The 20128-nt window shown below is 41.9% G+C and carries 17 protein-coding genes, 1 tRNA gene and 1 pseudogene; 9 read left to right on the top strand and 10 right to left on the bottom strand.

The annotated features are described in order from the left end of the window. The first annotated feature begins 29 nt into the window (after nucleotides 1–29). From V7L01_RS17615 to V7L01_RS17605, 3 genes are all read left to right on the top strand, one after another. Nucleotides 30–1079 carry a retron St85 family RNA-directed DNA polymerase gene (locus V7L01_RS17615; RefSeq protein ID WP_335036868.1) on the top strand — a complete coding sequence of 350 codons (1050 nt, stop codon included), beginning with the start codon at nucleotides 30–32 and terminating at the stop codon, nucleotides 1077–1079. A gap of 216 nt (nucleotides 1080–1295) precedes the next feature. Further along, a tRNA-Ile gene (locus tag V7L01_RS17610) sits at nucleotides 1296–1368 on the top strand. A gap of 609 nt (nucleotides 1369–1977) precedes the next feature. Next, nucleotides 1978–3501, top strand: a complete 1524-nt coding sequence (locus tag V7L01_RS17605; RefSeq protein WP_335037003.1) for a slipin family protein — start codon at nucleotides 1978–1980, stop codon at nucleotides 3499–3501. 30 nt (nucleotides 3502–3531) lie between these two features. On the opposite strand, the gene V7L01_RS17600 is transcribed toward V7L01_RS17605, so the two are convergent. Then, nucleotides 3532–3999, bottom strand: a complete 468-nt coding sequence (locus V7L01_RS17600; RefSeq protein ID WP_335036866.1) for a GNAT family N-acetyltransferase — start codon at nucleotides 3997–3999, stop codon at nucleotides 3532–3534. A gap of 242 nt (nucleotides 4000–4241) precedes the next feature. Here V7L01_RS17600 and V7L01_RS35475 point away from each other — a divergent pair. The 6 genes and pseudogenes from V7L01_RS35475 to V7L01_RS17575 all read left to right on the top strand — a co-directional run. After that, a pseudogene (locus V7L01_RS35475) lies at nucleotides 4242–4382 on the top strand (hypothetical protein); the annotation flags it as partial. Between the two features lie 216 nt (nucleotides 4383–4598). After that, nucleotides 4599–5522 carry a polyphosphate kinase 2 gene (gene ppk2 / locus V7L01_RS17595; RefSeq protein WP_335036864.1) on the top strand — a complete coding sequence of 308 codons (924 nt, stop codon included), beginning with the start codon at nucleotides 4599–4601 and terminating at the stop codon, nucleotides 5520–5522. Between the two features lie 22 nt (nucleotides 5523–5544). Further along, on the top strand, nucleotides 5545–6144 hold the full coding sequence (locus V7L01_RS17590) for a hypothetical protein (RefSeq protein ID WP_335036862.1): 600 nt from the start codon (nucleotides 5545–5547) through the stop codon (nucleotides 6142–6144). A gap of 303 nt (nucleotides 6145–6447) precedes the next feature. Beyond that, on the top strand, nucleotides 6448–6648 hold the full coding sequence (locus V7L01_RS17585; protein ID WP_190939051.1) for a hypothetical protein: 201 nt from the start codon (nucleotides 6448–6450) through the stop codon (nucleotides 6646–6648). A gap of 345 nt (nucleotides 6649–6993) precedes the next feature. After that, on the top strand, nucleotides 6994–8427 hold the full coding sequence (locus V7L01_RS17580) for a DNA methyltransferase (protein ID WP_442936984.1): 1434 nt from the start codon (nucleotides 6994–6996) through the stop codon (nucleotides 8425–8427). An 11-nt stretch (nucleotides 8428–8438) separates the two neighbouring features. Continuing rightward, entirely contained in the window at nucleotides 8439–9407 is a 969-nt protein-coding gene (locus tag V7L01_RS17575; RefSeq protein ID WP_335036858.1) for a type II restriction endonuclease, read from the top strand. Nucleotides 9408–9760: 353 nt separating this feature from the next. Here the strand turns inward: V7L01_RS17575 and V7L01_RS17570 are convergent, their stop codons facing one another. From V7L01_RS17570 to nifB, 9 genes are all read right to left on the bottom strand, one after another. Next, on the bottom strand, nucleotides 9761–10534 hold the full coding sequence (locus tag V7L01_RS17570; protein ID WP_335036856.1) for a hypothetical protein: 774 nt from the start codon (nucleotides 10532–10534) through the stop codon (nucleotides 9761–9763). Nucleotides 10535–10775: 241 nt separating this feature from the next. Further along, nucleotides 10776–11159 (bottom strand): hypothetical protein, encoded by a 384-nt coding sequence (locus tag V7L01_RS17565; RefSeq protein WP_335036854.1) that lies wholly within the window; start codon nucleotides 11157–11159, stop codon nucleotides 10776–10778. A gap of 411 nt (nucleotides 11160–11570) precedes the next feature. Further along, complete coding sequence (nifD, locus tag V7L01_RS17560; RefSeq protein WP_335036852.1) at nucleotides 11571–12953, bottom strand: nitrogenase molybdenum-iron protein alpha chain; 1383 nt, start codon at nucleotides 12951–12953, stop codon at nucleotides 11571–11573. A gap of 150 nt (nucleotides 12954–13103) precedes the next feature. Next, entirely contained in the window at nucleotides 13104–13997 is an 894-nt protein-coding gene (nifH, locus tag V7L01_RS17555) for a nitrogenase iron protein (RefSeq protein ID WP_190730906.1), read from the bottom strand. A 349-nt stretch (nucleotides 13998–14346) separates the two neighbouring features. Next, the gene (locus V7L01_RS17550) at nucleotides 14347–14703 is read right to left on the bottom strand and encodes a globin domain-containing protein (protein ID WP_094327393.1); all 357 of its coding nucleotides are present in this window, start codon (nucleotides 14701–14703) and stop codon (nucleotides 14347–14349) included. Nucleotides 14704–14925: 222 nt separating this feature from the next. Continuing rightward, a complete protein-coding gene (nifU, locus tag V7L01_RS17545) occupies nucleotides 14926–15825 on the bottom strand; it encodes a Fe-S cluster assembly protein NifU (RefSeq protein ID WP_069073113.1) in 900 nt (299 codons plus the stop codon). A 125-nt stretch (nucleotides 15826–15950) separates the two neighbouring features. After that, a complete protein-coding gene (gene nifS, locus V7L01_RS17540; RefSeq protein ID WP_335036850.1) occupies nucleotides 15951–17159 on the bottom strand; it encodes a cysteine desulfurase NifS in 1209 nt (402 codons plus the stop codon). A gap of 34 nt (nucleotides 17160–17193) precedes the next feature. Beyond that, nucleotides 17194–17550, bottom strand: a complete 357-nt coding sequence (locus V7L01_RS17535; RefSeq protein WP_334843529.1) for a 4Fe-4S binding protein — start codon at nucleotides 17548–17550, stop codon at nucleotides 17194–17196. A gap of 118 nt (nucleotides 17551–17668) precedes the next feature. Next, nucleotides 17669–19120 carry a nitrogenase cofactor biosynthesis protein NifB gene (gene nifB, locus V7L01_RS17530; protein WP_334897350.1) on the bottom strand — a complete coding sequence of 484 codons (1452 nt, stop codon included), beginning with the start codon at nucleotides 19118–19120 and terminating at the stop codon, nucleotides 17669–17671. Nucleotides 19121–20128: the final 1008 nt, after the last annotated feature.

The raw sequence follows: 20128 nt of genomic DNA, 5'->3' as shown, positions 1-20128 counted from the left end.
CATTAGCGGCTGAAAGTAATCTAGAAAAGTTGCAAACTGATAATTTAGCACTTTTGCGATGGCTACGCCCGCCGCAGGCATCGCATGGTTTAGCTGAATATAATACTGCCGAAGAAATAGCCTTTGCAATGGGAATCAGCCTGGAAAAACTGCACTCTTTAACAACTAGTACATCCCTAACTAAACATTACCTCCCTTTCAAAATTTCAAAAAAGACAGGTGGAGAAAGAATGATTTCTGCACCAAAGCCCGAACTTAAAGCTGCTCAAAGATGGATTCTAGAGAATATTTTAGAGAAATTAGAAGTTCATAATGCAGCGCACGGCTTTTGCAAAAATCGTTCGATAGTCACCAATGCTAAACCCCATGTTGGTGCAAATGTAATAGTCAATATTGATTTACAGAATTTTTTTCAGTCAATTTCTTACAAACGTGTCAAAGAATTATTTTCTGGGTTTGGTTATTCAGAACCTATGGCGACAATTTTCGGATTGATTTGTACAACTGCTGAAATAGCAATAAATGGACAAATTAACTATACAGCTTCAGAAAACCGCCATTTACCTCAAGGTTCGCCTGCAAGTCCTGCTATTTCTAATCTAGTTTGCCGTAATCTCGATAGCCGTCTTGCTGCGATCGCTGAAAATCTTGGGTTTTGCTATACGCGCTACGCTGACGATTTAACATTTTCTGCTTCTGAGGATGCATCGTCCAAAATATCTAATTTGATTAAAAACACTAAATTTATTATTCATAGTGAAAATTTTACTGTGAATGATAATAAAACCAAGATTTCCGGTAAATCAGTGCAACAAGAAGTAACAGGTGTTATTGTAAATACGCAATTAAATATATCTAAAAAGACATTAAAAGCCTTTCGTGCAACTCTATATCAAATAGAACAAGAAGGCTTATCAGGAAAAACTTGGGGAAAATCAACTAATTTAATTGCCGCAATTACCGGGTTTGCAAATTATGTAGCAATGATTAACCCGAACAAAGGTGCAGAATTTAAATCAAGCGTGGAACGCATCAAGCAGAAATATGGTGACTCCCAAACAGATGAAGTACGTTTTTAAAGCTGCTTATTTAGCTAGAAAAGACTTATTTAGGTGTACCTCAGCCAATAATAGCCAGCGCGAATGGAATTCACTCTTTTAACTTTTTTCCTGTGCTAGATTTGAACCGGGATAGTAACAAAGTCGCAAAGCTGTAGTTTGGGTTCTGTATACCCGACTGGTACGCTAACCTCTGGTAATAGCGTATACCGCCCAGTACTTTCAACTATTTCACCATGAAAGTTAGCTCATTTGGTAGAGCGGTCGGTGTATCGCCGATTAGTTGTAGGTTCGATTCCTATACTTTCGGGCAAAAACCCTCGCCCTGGGTACGGGCACCTTGTTAGGGACAAGACCGCAGAATTATTGGGTATTGGAAAAGACCCAATCAAAAAACTTCTTGTTTTTTCTACTCTGTCATGCAGGTACTTATAACAGTAAAAGAGCTAGCGCAACTGTATCTCTCCCTAACTTGAGTATGTTCCTTCCTTTTCCTACATCCGGTTTTCCTTTGGGGATTCTAGATTGGCAAAGCGAACGGCATATTTGAGCGCGGTTCTCTTTTTTTAGATTGCCATTGAGCAATTTGGGAAAAGTAACAGCAATCTTAATCCAGCTTTGGAGAAGCTTTTGCCCGCACCGTAACTGTAAAAACCTGCACTGGCAGAGTAAATAAATCTTTTGTAGTATATAGTAGTACAAGATGCTAAAACTAATCTTTTAGCCTTTGTTTAAAGGGTTGTAAAGCCTAAAGAACCTCTAGAGAAATTCTCTATACTCCACTCCAGTAGTTAAGCCGTGAGACACTGGTGGTATTTGAGTTCAAGCAAGGTTATAAATGTGTTGTTCTAATCTTCTTAGCTAGTTGTAATTGCCTAGTTTACTTAAACTATCACACAAATTATTTATGCAAATCACTATGTGGGAAACGTTTTATATCAAACCTAACGAAATCGGTATCTTATATCACCGCAGTGACTTTAAGAAAATTTTGCAGCCGGGTACACATACATATTTAGGTCGGCATTGGCAAGTAAAAATTTATGACCTCAATCAGCCACTAACTCAGATTGAGAATATAGAACTGTTGTTGCGAAATCACGAAGCCGAACTACAAGAACATTTATTGATTATCAGAACTGCATTCAATCAAGTTGCATTAGTCCGCTACGGTCAAAATTGGGTAAGCGTTGCACCAAATAAATTGATTGCTTTTTGGCGTGGTTTTATTGAAGTAGAGTCTCATATCTTCAACTTAGAAGAAAGCTTAGAATTACCTAGTTCCTTTGTACAGCAATTGCGCTCAGTTTCGTTGAATGGAGTGAAGAAGTTCCAAATCTCAGAGTCTGAGATTGGTTTACTATATCTGCAAAACAATTTTGTGCGACCTCTAGAACCAGGAGAGTATGCTTTTTGGTCGGTAGATAGAGATGTTACAGTCCGAATTCTCAGCCGGATTATCCCTAATCCAGACTTTCCTCTAGAAGATGTACTCATTGAAAAACATCCCGACTTTATTGCTGCCTACTGTCAAACAGTGCAATTGCTGACTTCGCAAGTAGCAATTGTGAGATATCGAGGTAAAGTGATTTCTATTTTGCCACCCACCAGCCGCAAGTTATTTTGGCAGGGTGTTGAAGTGGAAATTCTCGACATCAGCGCTGATGCTCAGTTGCAGCCTGCCTTAGTCGCTGAGTTGGTCGAGGGTTCAGCAGAAGTAAAATTGCTCAGTCGCAACTGTTTGCATATTTGCCAAGTTCCCGCCCAACACGTGGGACTAGTATACATTAATCAAGAGTTTCAAGGACTGCGATCGCCAGGAGTACATGCGTGGTGGTTATTTGGCCGCTCTTTTCAAACCGAAACCATTGACCTGCGACTACAAAATATGGAAGTATCTGGTCAAGACATCCTCTCTAAAGATAAAGTACCTCTGCGGTTGAATTTAACGGCTGGCTTCCGCATACTCGACCCATTGAGGGCAAAAAACGGGTTATCAGATATTTCTGGTTACTTGTACAAAGAATTACAGTTTGCTTTGCGTGGTGCAGTCGGCGAACGTAACTTAGATGCTTTATTAGAAGATAAAGGTGCAATTGATAGAAGTATCTCTGAATACATCCGCCAGAAAGCCGCAGACTATGGAATTGAAGTAGATTCTGTAGGTGTCAAAGATATTATTTTACCTGGTGAGATTAAAACTATCTTGAGTAAGGTAGTGGAGGCAGAAAAAGCTGCTCAAGCAAACGTAGTCAGACGTAGAGAAGAAACCGCTGCTACCCGCAGTATGCTAAACACTGCCAAAGTGATGGAGGATAACCCCGTCGCATTGCGTTTAAAGGAACTCGAAGTATTAGAGCGGATTGCAGAGAAGATCGATCGCATTCAAGTTAACGGCAGCTTGGATAGTATTTTGACGGATTTGATTCGGATGAACCCGTAGCAATCGGGGTAAATGCTCACACAGGAAAGCTCACAACTTCTTTGGAGGCCGGGCAATAAATCCGGTTTTCACTCCACTCTTGAATCCTGCACGTTCATAGAAGTGCAGCGTTTCCTCGCTTTTTGAGCTAGTCAAAAGCATCACTTTGTAACACTGTTGCTGCCATGCTAAATCCAAAGCATAATGCAGCACCCGCGTACCAAGTCCCTGTCGTCGATAATCGGGGTGAGTGACAACATTTTCAATAATGGCGTATGGATGTGCGCCGCGTGTCAAGTTGGGAACAATGGCTAAGTTACATGTAGCTACTAACTTGCTACCAATGTCAGCAACTATGTAATACAGACGTGGATCGTCCAGAATTTCATCCCACATCGACTGTAACACCTCCTCAACAGGTAGAGGCGCATCAACGGGATTAAGGTGCTGATACAATGCCAGAAGTTGGGGAAGTTCGTTGTGTGCAATTAAGCGAACGGTGATTGCGGGTTTAGACAAAGCTGTAGTCAGTAATTATTGGTAATTATGCCAGGAAGTGTATTTGACAATTTGCATCTTCACCAAATGTCAAATCACATCAATATCAATTCAGTATTGTTAGGGTGTTTATACCAATTTAATATGAAGCTGCATATATTGGTAGAGGAAGCACACAGTCACAAAAAATTATTGAGTTGCAAGCTTTACCATCAAACCATCCATTACTGCTAGAGATCGCGTAGGCGTTAGCCCGTCGTAGACATCGCCTCAGACAACAGCTGCTTGAAAGGCTTAGTTGGAAAATTCACCGCATTTGGTCAACGGACTGGTTTCGTAACAAACCTGTTCAAGTTCGTCTGTTGATAGAAAAAATTAAACAACTACAACAAATAAAAAGCTAAAAGGTTCGTCCGGCGAGCGATCGCTTTTCGATAGATTTTGCTCCACTGTGCCATTAAACTAAAAATTGAAGTTGACCATAACAGCGATGATAAAAATTTTACAACTTCAGTGTTGTGATACTGCTGAAAGTGTACATTTACACTCAGCCCGCATTAAACTATATACTTGATAGATAAACTCTCATTATGCCGATTCAATGGCATGGAGTCACTGCAATGTCAATTGATGAAGTTGAAACCCAGCAAAATAACGATCTAGCTCAACCCGCTACAGACTTAATAGAAAAACTAGTAAAGGCAAAAGACAAGAAAAAACCTAAAAAATCCAAACGAATTTTCGATGGTAGCACAGAAGTTTTTGCCAAGAAAATTCCCAAAAAGACTTTTGAAACTGAACTAGAGCAACTCCAGATTGAACTAGTCAAAATGCAATACTGGATTAAGCACACTGGCTATCGGGTTGTCGTCATATTTGAAGGGCGCGATGCAGCAGGCAAAGGAGGAGTAATTAAACGCATTGCCGATCCACTCAATCCTCGTGGCTGTCGTGTAGTTGCACTGGGAACCCCCTCCGATCGCGAGAAAACTCAGTGGTATTTTCAGCGTTATGTGCAACATCTGCCGACAGCAGGCGAAATTGTCCTGTTCGATCGCAGTTGGTACAATCGAGCCGGAGTTGAACAGGTAATGGGTTTTTGTACTGAAGCAGAATATCAAGAATTCATGCAATCTTGCCCAGAATTTGAACGAATGCTGGTGCGATCGGGCATTGTTTTAATCAAGTATTGGTTCTCCGTCAGCGATGATGAACAAGAGGAACGCTTTCTCTCTCGCAGTCACGATCCTGCAAGGCGCTGGAAACTCAGCCCAATGGACTTGGAGTCACGCGATCGCTGGGTGGAATTCTCAAAAGCAAAAGATACCATGTTTGCTTACACAAATATTCCAGAAGCTCCCTGGTTTACCATTGAAGCAGATAATAAAAGACGGGCGCGGCTCAACTGCATTCATCATTTGTTGAGCAAAGTTCCTTACGAAGATATGACACCTCCTCCCTTAGAGCTTCCGTCTAGACCTGTGGCTGAGGATTATGTTCGCGCTCCCCGCAATGAGCAGTTTTTTGTGCCTCAAGTGTATTAAGCAACATTCCTGAGTCGAAACTATGGAGTACAGCGACTTTACTCTAGAAAAAGTTTCGGCTGTTTTGGGAATTACCACCCAAGAAGCCGATTTGTTTTCCAAGCTTGCACCTCTTTGTATTCCTTCCTGGTTAAATGAAACTTTAGGAAAGCGAACCCAATTAGCTCTGATTAGTGAAAAGGCTCGGAGCGAATTTATTATTGTACCGATTTTACTAGCTTGTCGCGATCTCAGCCAAGATAGCTTGGCTATTTTCTCTGGACAAAGACTTGACGTTGATCCTGTACAAGGCTTAATTGGGGAATGTGATTTTATTTTAGCAATGGCTCCACCTTTACCACCGTTGCGTAGCCCAATTATCACTGTTGTAGAAGCGAAGAAAAATGATGTTGAAGCTGGTTTAGGACAGTGCATCGCCCAAATGGTGGCAGCGGATTTATTCAATCGTTCATCTGGACAAGCAGAAATACCTGTGTATGGATGCGTGACAACAGGAGAAGTATGGCAGTTTCTTCAACTTTCGCAAAAAGTGGCTTTGCTTGATAAGCAAAGATATTACTTGGATAACATAGGAGCTATTTTGGCAATTGTACAGACAATTGTTCAGCAATTCAGTAGTTAATTTGTGTAATACTTGCAAGGAATAATGCAAAGCTTAAACCTAGAGAAAACCATCATTGAAAATTCTATGATTCATAACGTATTTTTTGGAACGATGATAACCACAATTTAACGTACTGAAAGATGAGTCATTGGAGATGCACTACATCTTGCCTTAGCTTCCTATTATAAATGTGATTTTCTCTTGACTTGGAATTGTCGTCACTTGGCAAATGCCAATAAGTTTGGGCATATCCGACGGCTGAACGTTATGCTGGGGTTATACGTTCCAACGCTACGCCGTTAGAGTTGATAGGAGCGCAAAATGACGAAGAATGATGAGGCAATTAGCCAAATACGTAAAATTCGCCATATTATATCTCTAGAGAATGGACACAACCCCCAGAAGTTGGTGAATTACTATATTCAACTTCAGAAAGAATATCCCCACCTTATACAGTACAAAGAGCAGCAGACAAAAGTTCTAGAATCCCCAACACAACAAGGTATTGAAGCCGAAGCATAGAAGCGCTCGGTTAAGTTTGCATTATCTGCGGGGAATGATAGGGAATGTTACTGCGATATCTACGACGGGCTATTCAGCGTCGCACTATCTCGTAAATTAGTTTTATTAACACGCAACCATTGGGATTTGGGCAAATTACCTGGATTGTTAATAGAGGATTGGAGGGTTTAATGCGTAGGCGCAGCCCGTTGCAGACATTGCTAAAACGGTCTACTTCTTGTGCATATCGCACATCATTCCTAAATATACAGTGACTTTTTGTAAAGTTTGGGCGAATCATATATCTAACCCTAAAATTTAGAACTATACTAACTTGACTAGTTAATTCTCTAGGAAAATTCATCTGTGATCAGCCTAGCAAGTGTTTCCAATACCGTGTCCGAAGTGGAAAGTGATGGTTTAGGTGAAATTGACAACCTTGATAGGCAACTGCATCAGTGCTTCCAGAGTAAATTTTTAATTCATCATTCATTGACACGACTTATAGTTAGTTTTCAAGCTAACAAAACTAGACCTATCTATCGGTGGTATAAATATAAAGAAGCTTTCTCTGCATCTCTTATAGAATATCTATTGCAACAATATAAAATTACTAAAGGTAAGGTTTTAGATCCATTTGCAGGTAGTGGAACTGCGCTATTTGCTGCTAGTGAAGCTGGAATTGATGCTGACGGTATTGAATTATTGTCCATTGGTCAACAAATAATTAATGCTAAAAAGCTTTTAGATTCTGAATTCACTCCTGAAGATTTTGAGAGGATCAAAAATTGGTCAAAGTTACAGGTTTGGAAGCAGTGTGAGCAGAAACAAGACTTACCAGAATTGAGAATCACCAAAGGAGCTTATGCTGAACTAACTATAAATGCAATTGAGCAGTATCTTGCAGCTTGCAAACGAGAAAATTATAGAGTCCAAGCAGTTTTAAACTTTGCCTTACTGTGCATTTTAGAATCCATAAGTTATACACGTAAAGATGGACAGTATCTGCGTTGGGATTATCGTTCCGGTCGTGGACAGAGCAAGAAACCTTTCAACAAAGGCGAAATTCTAGAGTTCGATAATGCGATCGCCAATAAAATAAGTGAAATTATTGATGATTTACTACCTTCTACACAACAAATTGAGCTTTTCCCAATTAAAAACTCTCAAGGTCAAATTCATCTTTATGGAGGATCTTGTCTTGAGATTATGCCGCGCCTAGCCAATTCCGTATATGATGCAATTATTACATCTCCACCTTATTGCAATCGATACGACTATACTCGCACTTATGCACTGGAACTAGCTTTACTTGGTATTTCTGAAAAGGAGTTAATTAAACTTCGTCAGGAAATGCTAAGTTGTACAGTTGAAAATCGCCCCAAAGATTTATTGACTATCAACTCAGATTGGAAAACAGCCTTAGCTATTGCTGATTCACAGAATTTGTTGCAGGCTATCTTGAAATATTTAGATAACCAAAAAGCAAAGGGTGCATTAAATAACAATGGTATACCAAGAATGGTCAGAGGATATTTTTATGAGATGGCGTGTGTAATACAAGAATGTTTTCGTGTTCTTAAACCAGGGGCACTTTTATTCATGGTTAATGACAATGTTCGTTATGCAGGCGTAAGCATTTCAGTAGATATGATTCTCTCTGATTTCGCCGAACAGCTAGGTTTTGTTATTGAAAATATTCTTGTTTTGCCAAGTGATAAAGGTAATAGTAGCCAGCAAATGGGAAATCATGGACGCAATCCATTGCGTAAGTGCGTTTATGTATGGAAAAAGCCATAAATTGAATTTCTATGTGTTCCTATCAAAATCATCTTCAATCCATTGATGATCTTATAACTACTTATGAAGCAATTCGTGCAGGTTTTGTGGCTCTTGCACTGGAGAAAAATCGACGTGCTACGCCATTCGTCGCAGAAGCAAGGGCACTTAAAGAAGCTGCTACTCAAGCTGAGAGTCCTATTGAATTGCTAAAGATTAAGGGCATTGAGATGGGATTGTTAACTGCGGCAGGCTTATCTGATAAATCTCTAGCGCACCTGATGTCAGAGGATAAGGTAGAGGCTGTAAATGGTCTGATCAAAAATTTTCTTGAACCAGCAGGTGCAAACTTTCCAGAAGAATTGGTTTTTAGATTTTTACTGACTCGTGGTGACACACTTGGTGGTTCAATGCGAAATGTTGGAGGCGTGTTGGCACAAAGAAAGCTGACTCGTGCAATTCTCTCCACTCTCACGATCGCAGGTACAAAATACCACTGGCAACACTCAAAAAGTAAAAAGTGGATAGCCATGACAAATAATGACTCAGAAATTGAGTTATCTTTACGAGGAATAAGCTGGGAAAGTGAGATTGGTAATCGCACACTAATTTATAACCTGACTGTCCCGCTAGTTAGAAGTAATGTGGATCTATGTTTGTTTAACCTGAACCGAGCAGAGTTAGTAGCCAACAAATCTAATGCCATTGAACCATCTGTAGTTGCGCCATACGTTATCGCCCTTAGTGAACTTAAAGGCGGTATAGATCCCGCAGGCGCAGATGAGCATTGGAAAACTGCACAGGCAGCACTAAATCGTATACGTGAAGCATTTTCGAGAGTAGGGCATTCACCTCTGACTTTCTTCGTAGGATCAGCGATCGCTAGAAGGATGGCAGGCGAAATCTGGAATCAATTGGAAAACGGCACTCTCAGTAACGCTGCTAATTTAAATCAAGAGAACCAAGTCGCATCTATTTCTCGTTGGTTGTGCAGTCTATAAACACGTATCTGAGTTTGTTGATAGTGTCTCTCCATCATGTGATCGCTACAACGTCTACTTCTTGTCCATCTCACAAATAATCCCTAAAGGCGATCGCACTATCTCGTAAATTAGTTTTATTAACGCGCAATCATCGGGATTTGGGCAAATTACCCGGATTGTTAATTGAGGATTGGACGGTTTAATGCGACACCGAACAGCCCGTCGTAGACATCGCCTAGTTTATTGTCGAGTCAGGGCGATCGCACGAACGGTCTACTTCTTACGGATCTCACACAAAATCTCTAAATATGCAGTGGCGTGTTGTTGAGTTGGGGCTTTGGAGATATGCGGCTTTTAAAGTTAGCGCCAGCTTATTCACTCCTAATAATTCTCTTGCAACTTCCACATAAATCTAAATTTTCCGCTTTGGCTTCTTCAATAGTTTTGAAAAATAAAATTGTTTTTCGATGTTCAGGTTTTTCTACACGAGGGTAATGACTGCAACCATTAGGTAGATGATAACAATATCTTCCCCGTTTAGCTCTAACTGGATAATCTCTGTAAATGGGGTCTTCGTTAATATTCGTACTCAAGTTTCCAATATATGAGTAAACCCAATTGAGTAGACGTGATGTTTGGTATAAAGTTTTGAGCCTTGGATTTTTTGCAATTTTTTCGTCCAAGACTTCCAGCATTTCCTGTATATTTTCCTTGGAAGATTCTTGATTTATATAAGAAACGATCAAATTTGTTAAAATTTTCTCAATTTTTCTGAAACTCTTTTCTCGTCTAATTGCTTCAAAAGTAAAAATTGCATAACATGAATGCCAAGTGTCTTGAATTTTACTTAACAAGCCATAATGTTTTTTCTTAAGAGGATCTAACCTATCAAGAATAAAATCTTTTTGTTCATCTAATTCACTTAATTTCCAATCAACTAAATCCCTGTCAGAGCTATTAATGCCTATTGTAAGTAACTCAATAGCTCTCAGGAGCAACCAATACTCTGAGTCAAGTCTGTTTAGTTTATTAGCTTCTCTCTTATCTGCTGTAGCAATTACTGACTCAGAGGTAGCAATATGATGAAGTTTTGCTCTAACTTCCTGCCATATTGAGTTAAGAGACTGATCTACTGCCTTATTCAACTGCCATTTATATGTCTTAAACCCACTAAATAGGTAGTTGGTCAGAGATTGAACAAGGTTTATAGGAAAAGCATGGCTTGCAGTGAGTCCAAGAAAAAACCATGCTAAAAATACTACAAAAAAGAGTAGTAAAGTCGTTATGTAGTTCCAGAGCCTCCTCCAAAATGACTTTAATCTTAAGTGTTTAGGAAGCTCTGTTGCTAATGATTCAGAATTTGAAGAGAAATGTAAGTGAAGTTCTTCAGCCCCGAAAGTACTGATTTCCTCCTGCTATATTTCCTGTATTTTGTGGAGCATTAATATTTGATCCAGAACCAGTAGAAACCTGATTAACAGTTCCACTATTTTGATTTCCCTCAATCTCGATCAGCTTGCTAACTACACTTTCCAGTTCTTCACGAAAAGCGACATTGTTCGGAGCCTCTTTAATGATTGCTGCTTTCAAAGCTGCTGGATTTTGTGTAGCTTCCTGAATTTCTTGTCTCCCAGCAAAGTGAGAGTATATTACACCCACTAACTTTTGGAGGTAGTCTTTTGCATCCGCTCCCAACTTTTGCAAAGCACCACCTGTAACTTGCAGTGTAAAATACTCCACAGCCTTGGTTGCTAAAGTCTCTAAAAGCATAGTTTGGGTAGATGTCTCAGATCATAGGTGAACAAGAGCATTGGTTTTGGTTATACCTTGCTCTTTGCGTGTAATATTGTTATTTTTATCACAGACCCAGAAATATGGCAATATAGAATTCTTTAACCTTATGCGCTTTTAACAGATTTATTGGTTGCATCTCAAGCAAGTTAACAATTCTGCTGCAAGCAACGGCTATTTAATCTAAAAAATCTTCATTAAAAATAGTCTTTCATTTTACAGTTATTATTTAAGCAAAATGCCAGTAAATCCTAAAAACCAGATTCCATAAGAGTTATACTATCTAAAGCATCAAAACAGATTGTTCCTAAATAATCCTGCAACTTGCATTTAGGCTAGAAATAGAATCTTTTTTATCCCGCCACCAAAAAACCTTGCATTATATGATGTTTAGGAGCGATCGCTAGGTTCGGAGTAATCCCAAGAGTGCATTTGACGGAAAGGAAGACCCATCTTTTGGAAGACGTACTTCTCTTTCACACCAGAAGCTACTAGGTCAGGCTTCAGCGCTTTGATAAATTCCTCGAATTCGTAAGCGGTAACGTCGTCATAAACGATGGTGCCGTTTTCGATGTAGTGAGTGGTACGTTTGTAATCGTCATTATGAGCGAACTCATAACCTGTACCAATCATCTTCATGCCCAAGTCTAGGAAAGCTGGGACAACGTGGCGAGGACGTAGACCACCAACCATGATGGCAACGGTCTTACCATCCAAACGGGGGCGGTACTTAGCAATTACCGCATCCATTGTGGGCTGATACTTGGCGATAACTTTCTCAGCGTTTGCTTGGATTGTTTCGTCAAACTTGGAAGCGATTTCCCGTAAAGATTCAGCAATCTTGGTGGGGCCGAAGAAATTATACTCAAGCCAGGGTATCCCATAAGCTTCTTCCATGTGACGGCTGATGTAGTTCATCGACCGGTAACAGTGGATGAGGTTCATCTTCACATTGGGGGTCATCAACATTTCGTTGATGGTGCCATCACCAGACCACTGAGCGACTACGCGCAAGCCGATTTCTTCTAACAGGATGCGGCTAGCCCAAGCATCTCCACCGATGTTGTAGTCACCAATGATGGCTACATCATAAGGAGTACCTTCAAACTGAAGTGTACCGTCTTTTTTCGCTTGGTCTGCTCTGGTGAAAACCCAGTCACGAACCATGTCGTTAGCGATGTGGTGTCCCAAAGATTGAGAAACACCCCGGAAGCCTTCGCAACGAACGGGTACAACTGGCTTGCCGATTTCTTTCGATGTCTTCCGAGCAACTGCTTCGATGTCATCCCCAATTAGACCGATGGGGCATTCAGATTGAATGGAAACACCACGGTTGAGTGGGAAAAGTACATCAAGTTCTTGGATTAACTTGGTAAGTTTCTTGTCACCACCAAAAACGATATCTCGTTCTTGGAAGTCAGAGGTGAAGTGCATGGTACCAAAGGTATCAATACCTGTGGTGCCGATGTAGTAGTTACGACGACCAGACCAAGACCAGTAACCGCAACCTACAGGCCCGTGGCTGATGTGGATCATGTCCTTGATAGGGCCCCAAACCACACCTTTAGAACCGGCGTAAGCACAACCACGAGCGGTCATTACCCCAGGAAGGGATTTGATGTTAGACTTAACGCCGCAATCGGACTTACCTTCTTCGTATACGCCTAAGTGCTTTTCCCGTTTTTTCTTAGCTTTATCGGGGTAAGCGTTTAGAACTTCTTTAATTAGTTCTTTTCTTTCTTCGATGATGTTTTGATTTTCTGGAGGTGTCATATTTAGCCTCTGTGACTTGTAAGGATCGGGGCATAGGGGGACTAGGAGTCCCCTCTAAGGTTAGGGGGGAGATGCAAGTGAGAGGGGAAAAGGTAAGATATGGAACTCTTCCTTTTTCCTTGTGCTAAAGCGTTATTTATTAGCAGCGAATTATACTACAGGAGCTTCAGCAGCACTCTTACCAACCAACATTGCGGTATTTTCGTCGCTTTCGAGGATACCGAATTCAATCAACAATTCTTCTAGTTCTTCCATTTCGATGGGTGTAGGAATAGCTAGATTCTTGTTGTCGATAATTTTTTGAGCCAATGTCCGGTATTCGTTAGCTTGGTTGCTTTCTGGTGCGTACTCGTTAACTGTCATCCGGCGCAATTCTGCGTGTTGAACGATGTTGTCACGGGGTACGAAGTGAATCATTTGGGTGTTCAACCGTTTTGCCAAGGTTTCGATTAATTCGATTTCCCGGTCAGTGTTACGGCTGTTACAAATCAAACCACCCAAACGCACGCCACCGGTGTGTGCATACTTAAGAACACCACGAGCGATGTTGTTAGCAGCATACATCGCCATCATTTCACCTGATGTTACGATGTAGATTTCTTGTGCCTTGCCTTCACGGATAGGCATTGCGAAACCACCGCACACAACGTCACCTAATACGTCGTAAGATACGAAGTCTAGGTTTTGGTAAGCACCATTTTCTTCTAAGAAGTTGATGGCGGTGATAATACCACGACCGGCGCAACCTACACCGGGTTCTGGCCCACCAGATTCTACGCAACGAACGTCACGGAAACCGGTTAACATTACTTCTTCGAGTTCGATATCTTCTACTGCACCACGTTCTGCGGCGAGGTGAAGAACGGTTGTTTGAGCCTTGCTGTGCAGCATCAAACGGGTGGAGTCAGCTTTAGGGTCGCAACCGACGATGAGGATGCGTTGACCCATTTCTGCCATAGCTGCCAAGGTGTTTTGGGAAGTGGTAGATTTACCGATACCGCCCTTACCGTAGAAAGCTATCTGTCTAATGTTTTCGTCTGTCATTGTTCGTGTTTCCCTGCAATTGGTTGGTTGGTGGGTCTGTGCGTTTGTCAGTTGCGTTCACGCCAGTTGAGCGACAGTAGTGAGCGCGTGTAGAGCATCGTTGATAGCGTTGGCATAAATGCCTGCTGGGGGCGATCGCTCCACAGCCAAAATTATTGACAGTAAGTTCATCGATCTTCCTCGTTAAAATTTTTTTCTTTTGGTTTTTTGTCCTTTGTCCTTTGTCATTTGTTTTGACAAAGAACAAAGAAAATTACGCGATTTACAAATACGTCATAATGTGTTTCAGCTTGCAAGATTCCATAGGACTTGATGTTGTTATTTGTCAACAATCAATACATAAGTCCTATTACTTGTTCAAAATAGCGCCCTTCATATTTGTGACGCGATCTAGTGCAGCTTTGGTATCTTCTGCTGACACTCCACGCACAGCCATTGCTTCACCGAGATGCTTGGCGATCGCATCGAAGTGTGGTTGCTGTAGGTTCATTCCAGCGTGGGTTTTGTCCATTGGACGACCGCCGTATTGCTTTGGCCCTTCAAATATTTGACCTAAGAAAGCAACTAGATGATTGCGTTGCTTCGCCATGTCTGTACCAGCAAAAATGGGGCTGAGGAGGCTGTCTGCGGCAATGCGTTTGTGGAGTTCATCTACTACTTGTTCAATAGCTGGTTGTCCACCAATGTTGTCGTACAATGTGCTCATATCCTGTTCCTTTGAAGCGAGTTGGATGATGAAATTTGCAAGTAGGCGCTTAATCTTTTTGCCTATATGCTGTTAGCCGTCATAGCTAATTTAGCTATCGGTTGTCGGTAGGATTGAAGCATTGATGTGGAGACAATTATATGGTTCAAATCCTACTTTCTGTTCCTGGCTGAATGCATATTAGAGCGTATTTGTAGAATACGTTAAGTCCTACAGCAATTCCTAAACTGCTTCGACTACAAGGCTCTTGCTGACACGATCTTGTAATCTGGCTTCGATCGCAATTTTCAGAGTTGCTGTACTACTAGAACAGGAACCGCAAGCACCTTGCAGTACAACTTTAACGCGATCGCCTTCTACATCATAGAGTTCTACATCTCCCCCGTCTGCAATGAGTACGGGTCTGACTTCTTCATCAAGAACCTTTTGAATTAGAGCAATCTTTTGGACGTTTGTTAGCGCTCGTTCCTTAGATGTAACAATTTCTGTGGCAACTTGTACGCCGTAATTGTTGAGAGCAGGTGAGGCGTATTCCTGTTGAACTGATCTAATAATATCATCAATGTTCGCCAGACAGGAACCGCATCCGCCACCAGCTTTTACATAATTTGTTACTTGCTCGGCATCCGTAAGATGATTTTCTAGAATCACGCGACGAATCTTAGACTCGCTGATGCCAAAGCAACTGCAAACTAATGCACCTTCATCATCATCATCGTGGGTAGCTAGAGGTATGCCACGATAATTATAGATAGCGGCTTCTAGGGCTTCTTGTCCCATGACAGAGCAGTGCATCTTTGCTTCTGGTAAACCACCCAGGTAATCTGCAATGTCTTTATTGGACACTTTCAAGGCTTCGTCTAAGGTTAAACCTTTGACCATTTCGGTTAATGCACTAGAAGATGCGATCGCACTAGTACAACCAAAGGTTTGAAAGCGAGCATCTAGAATCTTATCAGATTCTACTTCCACTTTCAGGTGCAATCTCAGAGCATCGCCGCAAGCAATGCTGCCGATTTCACCCGTTGCAACCTTAACTCCAGCTTCGCCCGTTTCTTCAATTTCTCCCTGATTCTTGGGATCGTAAAACAGTTCTAATACTTTATCGGTGTAGTCCCACATAATGAATTTTAGATTTTAGATTTTGGATTTTAGATTGGGGGATTGGGTACTGGGCACTGGGTATTGGGAAAATTCTTCCTTAATTCCCAGTCCCTAATCCCCAGTCCCCAGTCCCTATTCCCTAATTAACGATGCGCTAGTGCTTGTTCTTGTCCTTGCAACCAACCTGCTTCATCATTTTTGAAGGGTGAGAGGGCGCGTAGACGTTCTACAATACTGGGCATTACCTCTATTACTTGATCGATTTCGGCTTCGGTGGTGTAGCGACAAAGACTGAAGCGGATAGAACCGTGCAAAGTTGTGTAGGGTAAGCCCATTGCCCGCAGGACGTGGGAAGGTTCCAGAGAACCGGAGGTGCAAGCAGAACCGGATGATGCACAGATACCGTATTTGTTCAATAACAGTAGGATTGCTTCACCTTCGATGTACTTGAAGCCGATATTTGTGGTGTTGGGCAATCTCTGCGTAACATCACCATTAACGACACAATCGGGAATTTTAGCAAGTAAAGTTTGTTCCAAGCGATCGCGCAGCTTTCTTTCTTTTGCCGTCGCTTCTTCTAAGTGTAACATTTCCAGTTCCGCAGCTTTGCCCAAGGCGATAATTGCTGGAACATTCTCAGTTCCCGCCCTACGTCCGCGTTCTTGGTGTCCCCCAAGAATGAAGGGACGGAACCGAACCCCGCGCCGAATATATAAAGCACCAATTCCTTTCGGCCCGTGTAGCTTGTGACCAGACAGGGTTAACATATCGATGGTGCTAGTCTTCATATTCAACGGGATTTTTCCCACTGCTTGCACCGCATCTACATGGAAGATAGCGCCATATTCTTTGACGCGCAACCCAATTTGTTCAATCGGGAAAATCGTGCCGGTTTCGTTATTAGCATACATAATTGTCACCAGGGCGGTGTTACCCGTCAAGGAAGCTTCTAGTTCATCTAGATCCAGCTGCCCTTGATTATTTACTGATAAATAGGTAACACTATAACCTTGGGTTTCTAATTGTTTGCAGACATTAAGTACTGCTGGATGTTCAACTTGGGTAGTGACGATGTGGCGCTTTTCAGGTTGCGCCAACAGTGCGGCTCGAATCGCCGCGTTATCTCCCTCAGTACCGCAACTTGTGTAGACAATTTCTGACTCATCGGCTCCCAGCATAGCTGCAAGTTGTTCTCTTGCTGTTCTCACTGCTTTACCGACTTGCCCACCAAAGGTATGCATACTGGAGGGATTGCCGTAATAATCTGTGAGGTAAGGTAACATTACCTCTATAACTTCTGGGTCTACCTTAGTGGTAGCATTATTATCAAGATAGATGCAGTTATTTTGCATTGTTGTCTTCAATTAAGAATTACGAATTATTTAATTAAGCTTCAGAACCCACTGATTGGGATTGACGCTTTTGCAACTGCTCAGAGTATTTCTGGGAATAGCTTTGAAACCAACGTTCCCAGTAATCTTGTTTATTTGTTAATTTAGCGACTACACGGTTGTAATTGGTAAACCAGCCTTCCCAATAATCGCTAGGCTGCTTAATGCAACCGTCGCAAGTGGGACAACCAGCTTTACACTGAGGCACAGTATGAATGCTACCAATACAGTTTGTACAAAGTTCAGGGTCAATCCAGTGCTGTCCGTCAACCACTTTAACTGCATTTGTGGGACATACCGTTAGACAGAGATTGCAGGAAATACACTGGCTAGTAAGAATTTTGTAAGCCATGATTTATTCTCCTTTTTTGGGAATGGGGCAGTGGGCATTGGGCATTGAGGATTGGGTTTAGGGGAGGGCATTAGGGATATACTTCTTATCCCATGCCCCATGCCCTATGCCCCATGCCCTATTCGTTATTCCCTAATTCTTTAACGTATTGCTCGTAGAACTCCAAAGCAACCTTTTCAATCACGTCGTAAGCTTCAATTGTCTTGATTCCAGCTTCTTGCAATTTTTCTTGAGGACAGTTACCAATCTTGGAGACTAAAACTGCTTTGCAATCTGCGATCGCTTTCATAATATGCTCAAAAGAAGCTTCTTCGCCGTATCCACCTTGGCAGTATTGGTCAATTTTGCGATGGCTGACAAAGCGAACTTCGTCCCCACCCACTTCGTAAATTTGGAATTCTTTCGCATGACCGAAGTGTTGGTTAACCAATCCGCCGCCTTTGGTTGCTACTGCAACTAGGACTTTAGGACTGTTGGCAAATTTCTTGCCGGCAAGCGCCTTATCTTTGGCTACTTTCAGTTCTTCTTTAAACTTCTCAATCCCGTCATGAACTTCTTGACGTTTCTCCATGTCATAATCTGGAGTCATTTCCAAGAATTTCTCTTTAGAAAATTCTTGGCTGCGGTCTTCTCCCAACAATCCGACTGCATCGGCACGACACTGGCGACAGTGGCGCATCATTTTCATGTTACCGGAGCAATTGTCTTGAACTTCTTTGAGTTCTTTGGGTGTGGGGCCGCGTTGACCGATTAAACCGAAGTGTGTGCCATGTTCTGGTGCAGAAATCAATGGCATGATGTTGTGCAAGAATGCACCTTTCTCACGAATGACTCGATTCACTTCAACTAAGTGATGGTCATTAATTCCGGGAATCATCACTGAGTTAACTTTGCACAAGATGTCAGCATCTTTCAGGGCTTGCAATCCTTCCATCTGTCTTTCGTGGAGGATTTTCGCACCTTCAAGACCTCTATAACGCTTGCGTCTGTAGTGAACCCAAGGATAAATCTTAGCACCGATCTCTGGATCTACCATGTTAATGGTGATCGTAACGTGATCTATATTTAATTGTTTAATGCGATCGATGTAGTCAGGCAGCATTAAACCATTGGTTGATAAGCACAGCTTGATGTCTGGTGCTTGTTCTGCAATCAACTCAAATGTGCGGAAAGTCTTATCTGGGTTCGCCAGAGGGTCGCCAGGGCCGGCAATTCCCACAACTGTCATTTGGGGAATCTTGCCGCCAATGACCAAAGCTTTGTGTGCTGCTTGTTCTGGTGTTAGCAATTCGCTAACTACTCCAGGACGGCTTTCGTTAGCGCAGTCATATTTGCGGTTGCAATAGTTGCATTGGATGTTGCAAGCTGGTGCAACTGCAACGTGCATCCGGGCGTAGTGGTGATGAGCGTCTTCGCTGTAGCAGGGATGTTTCGCAATACGTTCTTCGAGCTTTTCGTCCCTTTCCACGGTGGCGCTACTCGGGCTGTCGCAGCCGCAACCACCTGATTTTGCTTGGGTTGGCGATTCCGTAGCGTTGGAGTTGAGGAGTCGTGTAGACGGTGATGTCATTTAGTTTCGCAAAAGGTCGGTGGACTTGGCTGCCACTGTGGGAGATGCCGTTGCTACTCTTTCATGCCCAGAATTGAAGTCGCGTCTTCCACACTGCCTGCAAACCCTTGGGTGAGGGCGACTTGTTTTCAAGTCAGGCAGGCGATAGATATCTGATGTTCGGCTGGTGTGTGTCAACGTTCGGTTCTTGGGTAGAATTTGTGCTTACAGCCGCGACTTCTCTTCACTTCAGGCATGGTGCTATGTCATCCCTCCACTCACTTTTCGCTTTGTTTTGTTTCAGAGCGTTAGGTGATTGGCGATATAAGATTTATAGCAGCCGTCTCCCAGCCAGATGTTGCGTCTCTCTAGGATAGAATTTATTGGATTTATTACTTTTGTACTCAAATAGCAAAAACCCTAATTCTTCAAGCATTACAAGAATTAAAAAAGTTTTTTTCAGGTAGGGGTTCTAGTATTTTTTGGTTGGGGTTCTAGTGTTTATAGATGGGGGTTCAGGATTTCTTTGTACTCAGCCACAACCCAATCCCAGCAAAGAATTTAATCTATTTGCAACTTGGATTTTGGTTATTTAAATGTGTACTCAGATTGCCCTCAATTTGCGTCAAAAGCAATAAATGCCAAGGGTTTGAGGGTGAAAAACTGGAGTAATCTATATTGTTTTACTCCAGAAACGTGCGAAATTCAATTCTGTATCTAACATATCATTTTTTTGAGGGTAAAAATGCACTTCATATTCTTTTAATTTTTCTTTGAGAATGATGTTCAATTATGTCTTGAAGCCTTGTCTGGCAAGCCGTAGAAGCTAATGGAAATAGGTGTGTTGCTGCATATCATTTTCAAAAAACTTAACTTTTAACTCTTTTTTTTCATTCCCACAATGAGGAGATGGGTAGGAAACTCTCAGGTTTTGTGTTTGAGAGAAACAACAAACTATAATCTAACATGATTGAGCGATCGCAATGAATTTTCTGAATTGCTCACTACAAACCTTAGCAAAAAACCCCA

This window comes from Nostoc sp. (assembly GCF_036917095.1).
GTDB lineage: Bacteria > Cyanobacteriota > Cyanobacteriia > Cyanobacteriales > Nostocaceae > Nostoc.
The sequence above is the reverse complement of the archived record's forward strand: the minus strand, read 5'-3'. Positions and strand labels throughout refer to the sequence as shown.

Bases quoted from the DNA above. Each gene is read 5' to 3' on its own strand.
- nifB (WP_334897350.1), bottom strand. From the start codon at position 19,120: ATGACATCACCGTCTACACGACTCCTCAACTCCAACGCTACGGAATCG.
- nifS (WP_335036850.1), bottom strand. From the start codon at position 17,159: ATGCAAAATAACTGCATCTATCTTGATAATAATGCTACCACTAAGGTA.
- nifH (WP_190730906.1), bottom strand. From the start codon at position 13,997: ATGACAGACGAAAACATTAGACAGATAGCTTTCTACGGTAAGGGCGGT.
- nifD (WP_335036852.1), bottom strand. From the start codon at position 12,953: ATGACACCTCCAGAAAATCAAAACATCATCGAAGAAAGAAAAGAACTA.
- ppk2 (WP_335036864.1), top strand. From the start codon at position 4,599: ATGTCAATTGATGAAGTTGAAACCCAGCAAAATAACGATCTAGCTCAA.
- V7L01_RS17605 (WP_335037003.1), top strand. From the start codon at position 1,978: ATGTGGGAAACGTTTTATATCAAACCTAACGAAATCGGTATCTTATAT.
- V7L01_RS17585 (WP_190939051.1), top strand. From the start codon at position 6,448: ATGACGAAGAATGATGAGGCAATTAGCCAAATACGTAAAATTCGCCAT.
- V7L01_RS17575 (WP_335036858.1), top strand. From the start codon at position 8,439: ATGTGTTCCTATCAAAATCATCTTCAATCCATTGATGATCTTATAACT.
- V7L01_RS17590 (WP_335036862.1), top strand. From the start codon at position 5,545: ATGGAGTACAGCGACTTTACTCTAGAAAAAGTTTCGGCTGTTTTGGGA.
- V7L01_RS17550 (WP_094327393.1), bottom strand. From the start codon at position 14,703: ATGAGCACATTGTACGACAACATTGGTGGACAACCAGCTATTGAACAA.
- nifU (WP_069073113.1), bottom strand. From the start codon at position 15,825: ATGTGGGACTACACCGATAAAGTATTAGAACTGTTTTACGATCCCAAG.
- V7L01_RS17565 (WP_335036854.1), bottom strand. From the start codon at position 11,159: ATGCTTTTAGAGACTTTAGCAACCAAGGCTGTGGAGTATTTTACACTG.
- V7L01_RS17535 (WP_334843529.1), bottom strand. From the start codon at position 17,550: ATGGCTTACAAAATTCTTACTAGCCAGTGTATTTCCTGCAATCTCTGT.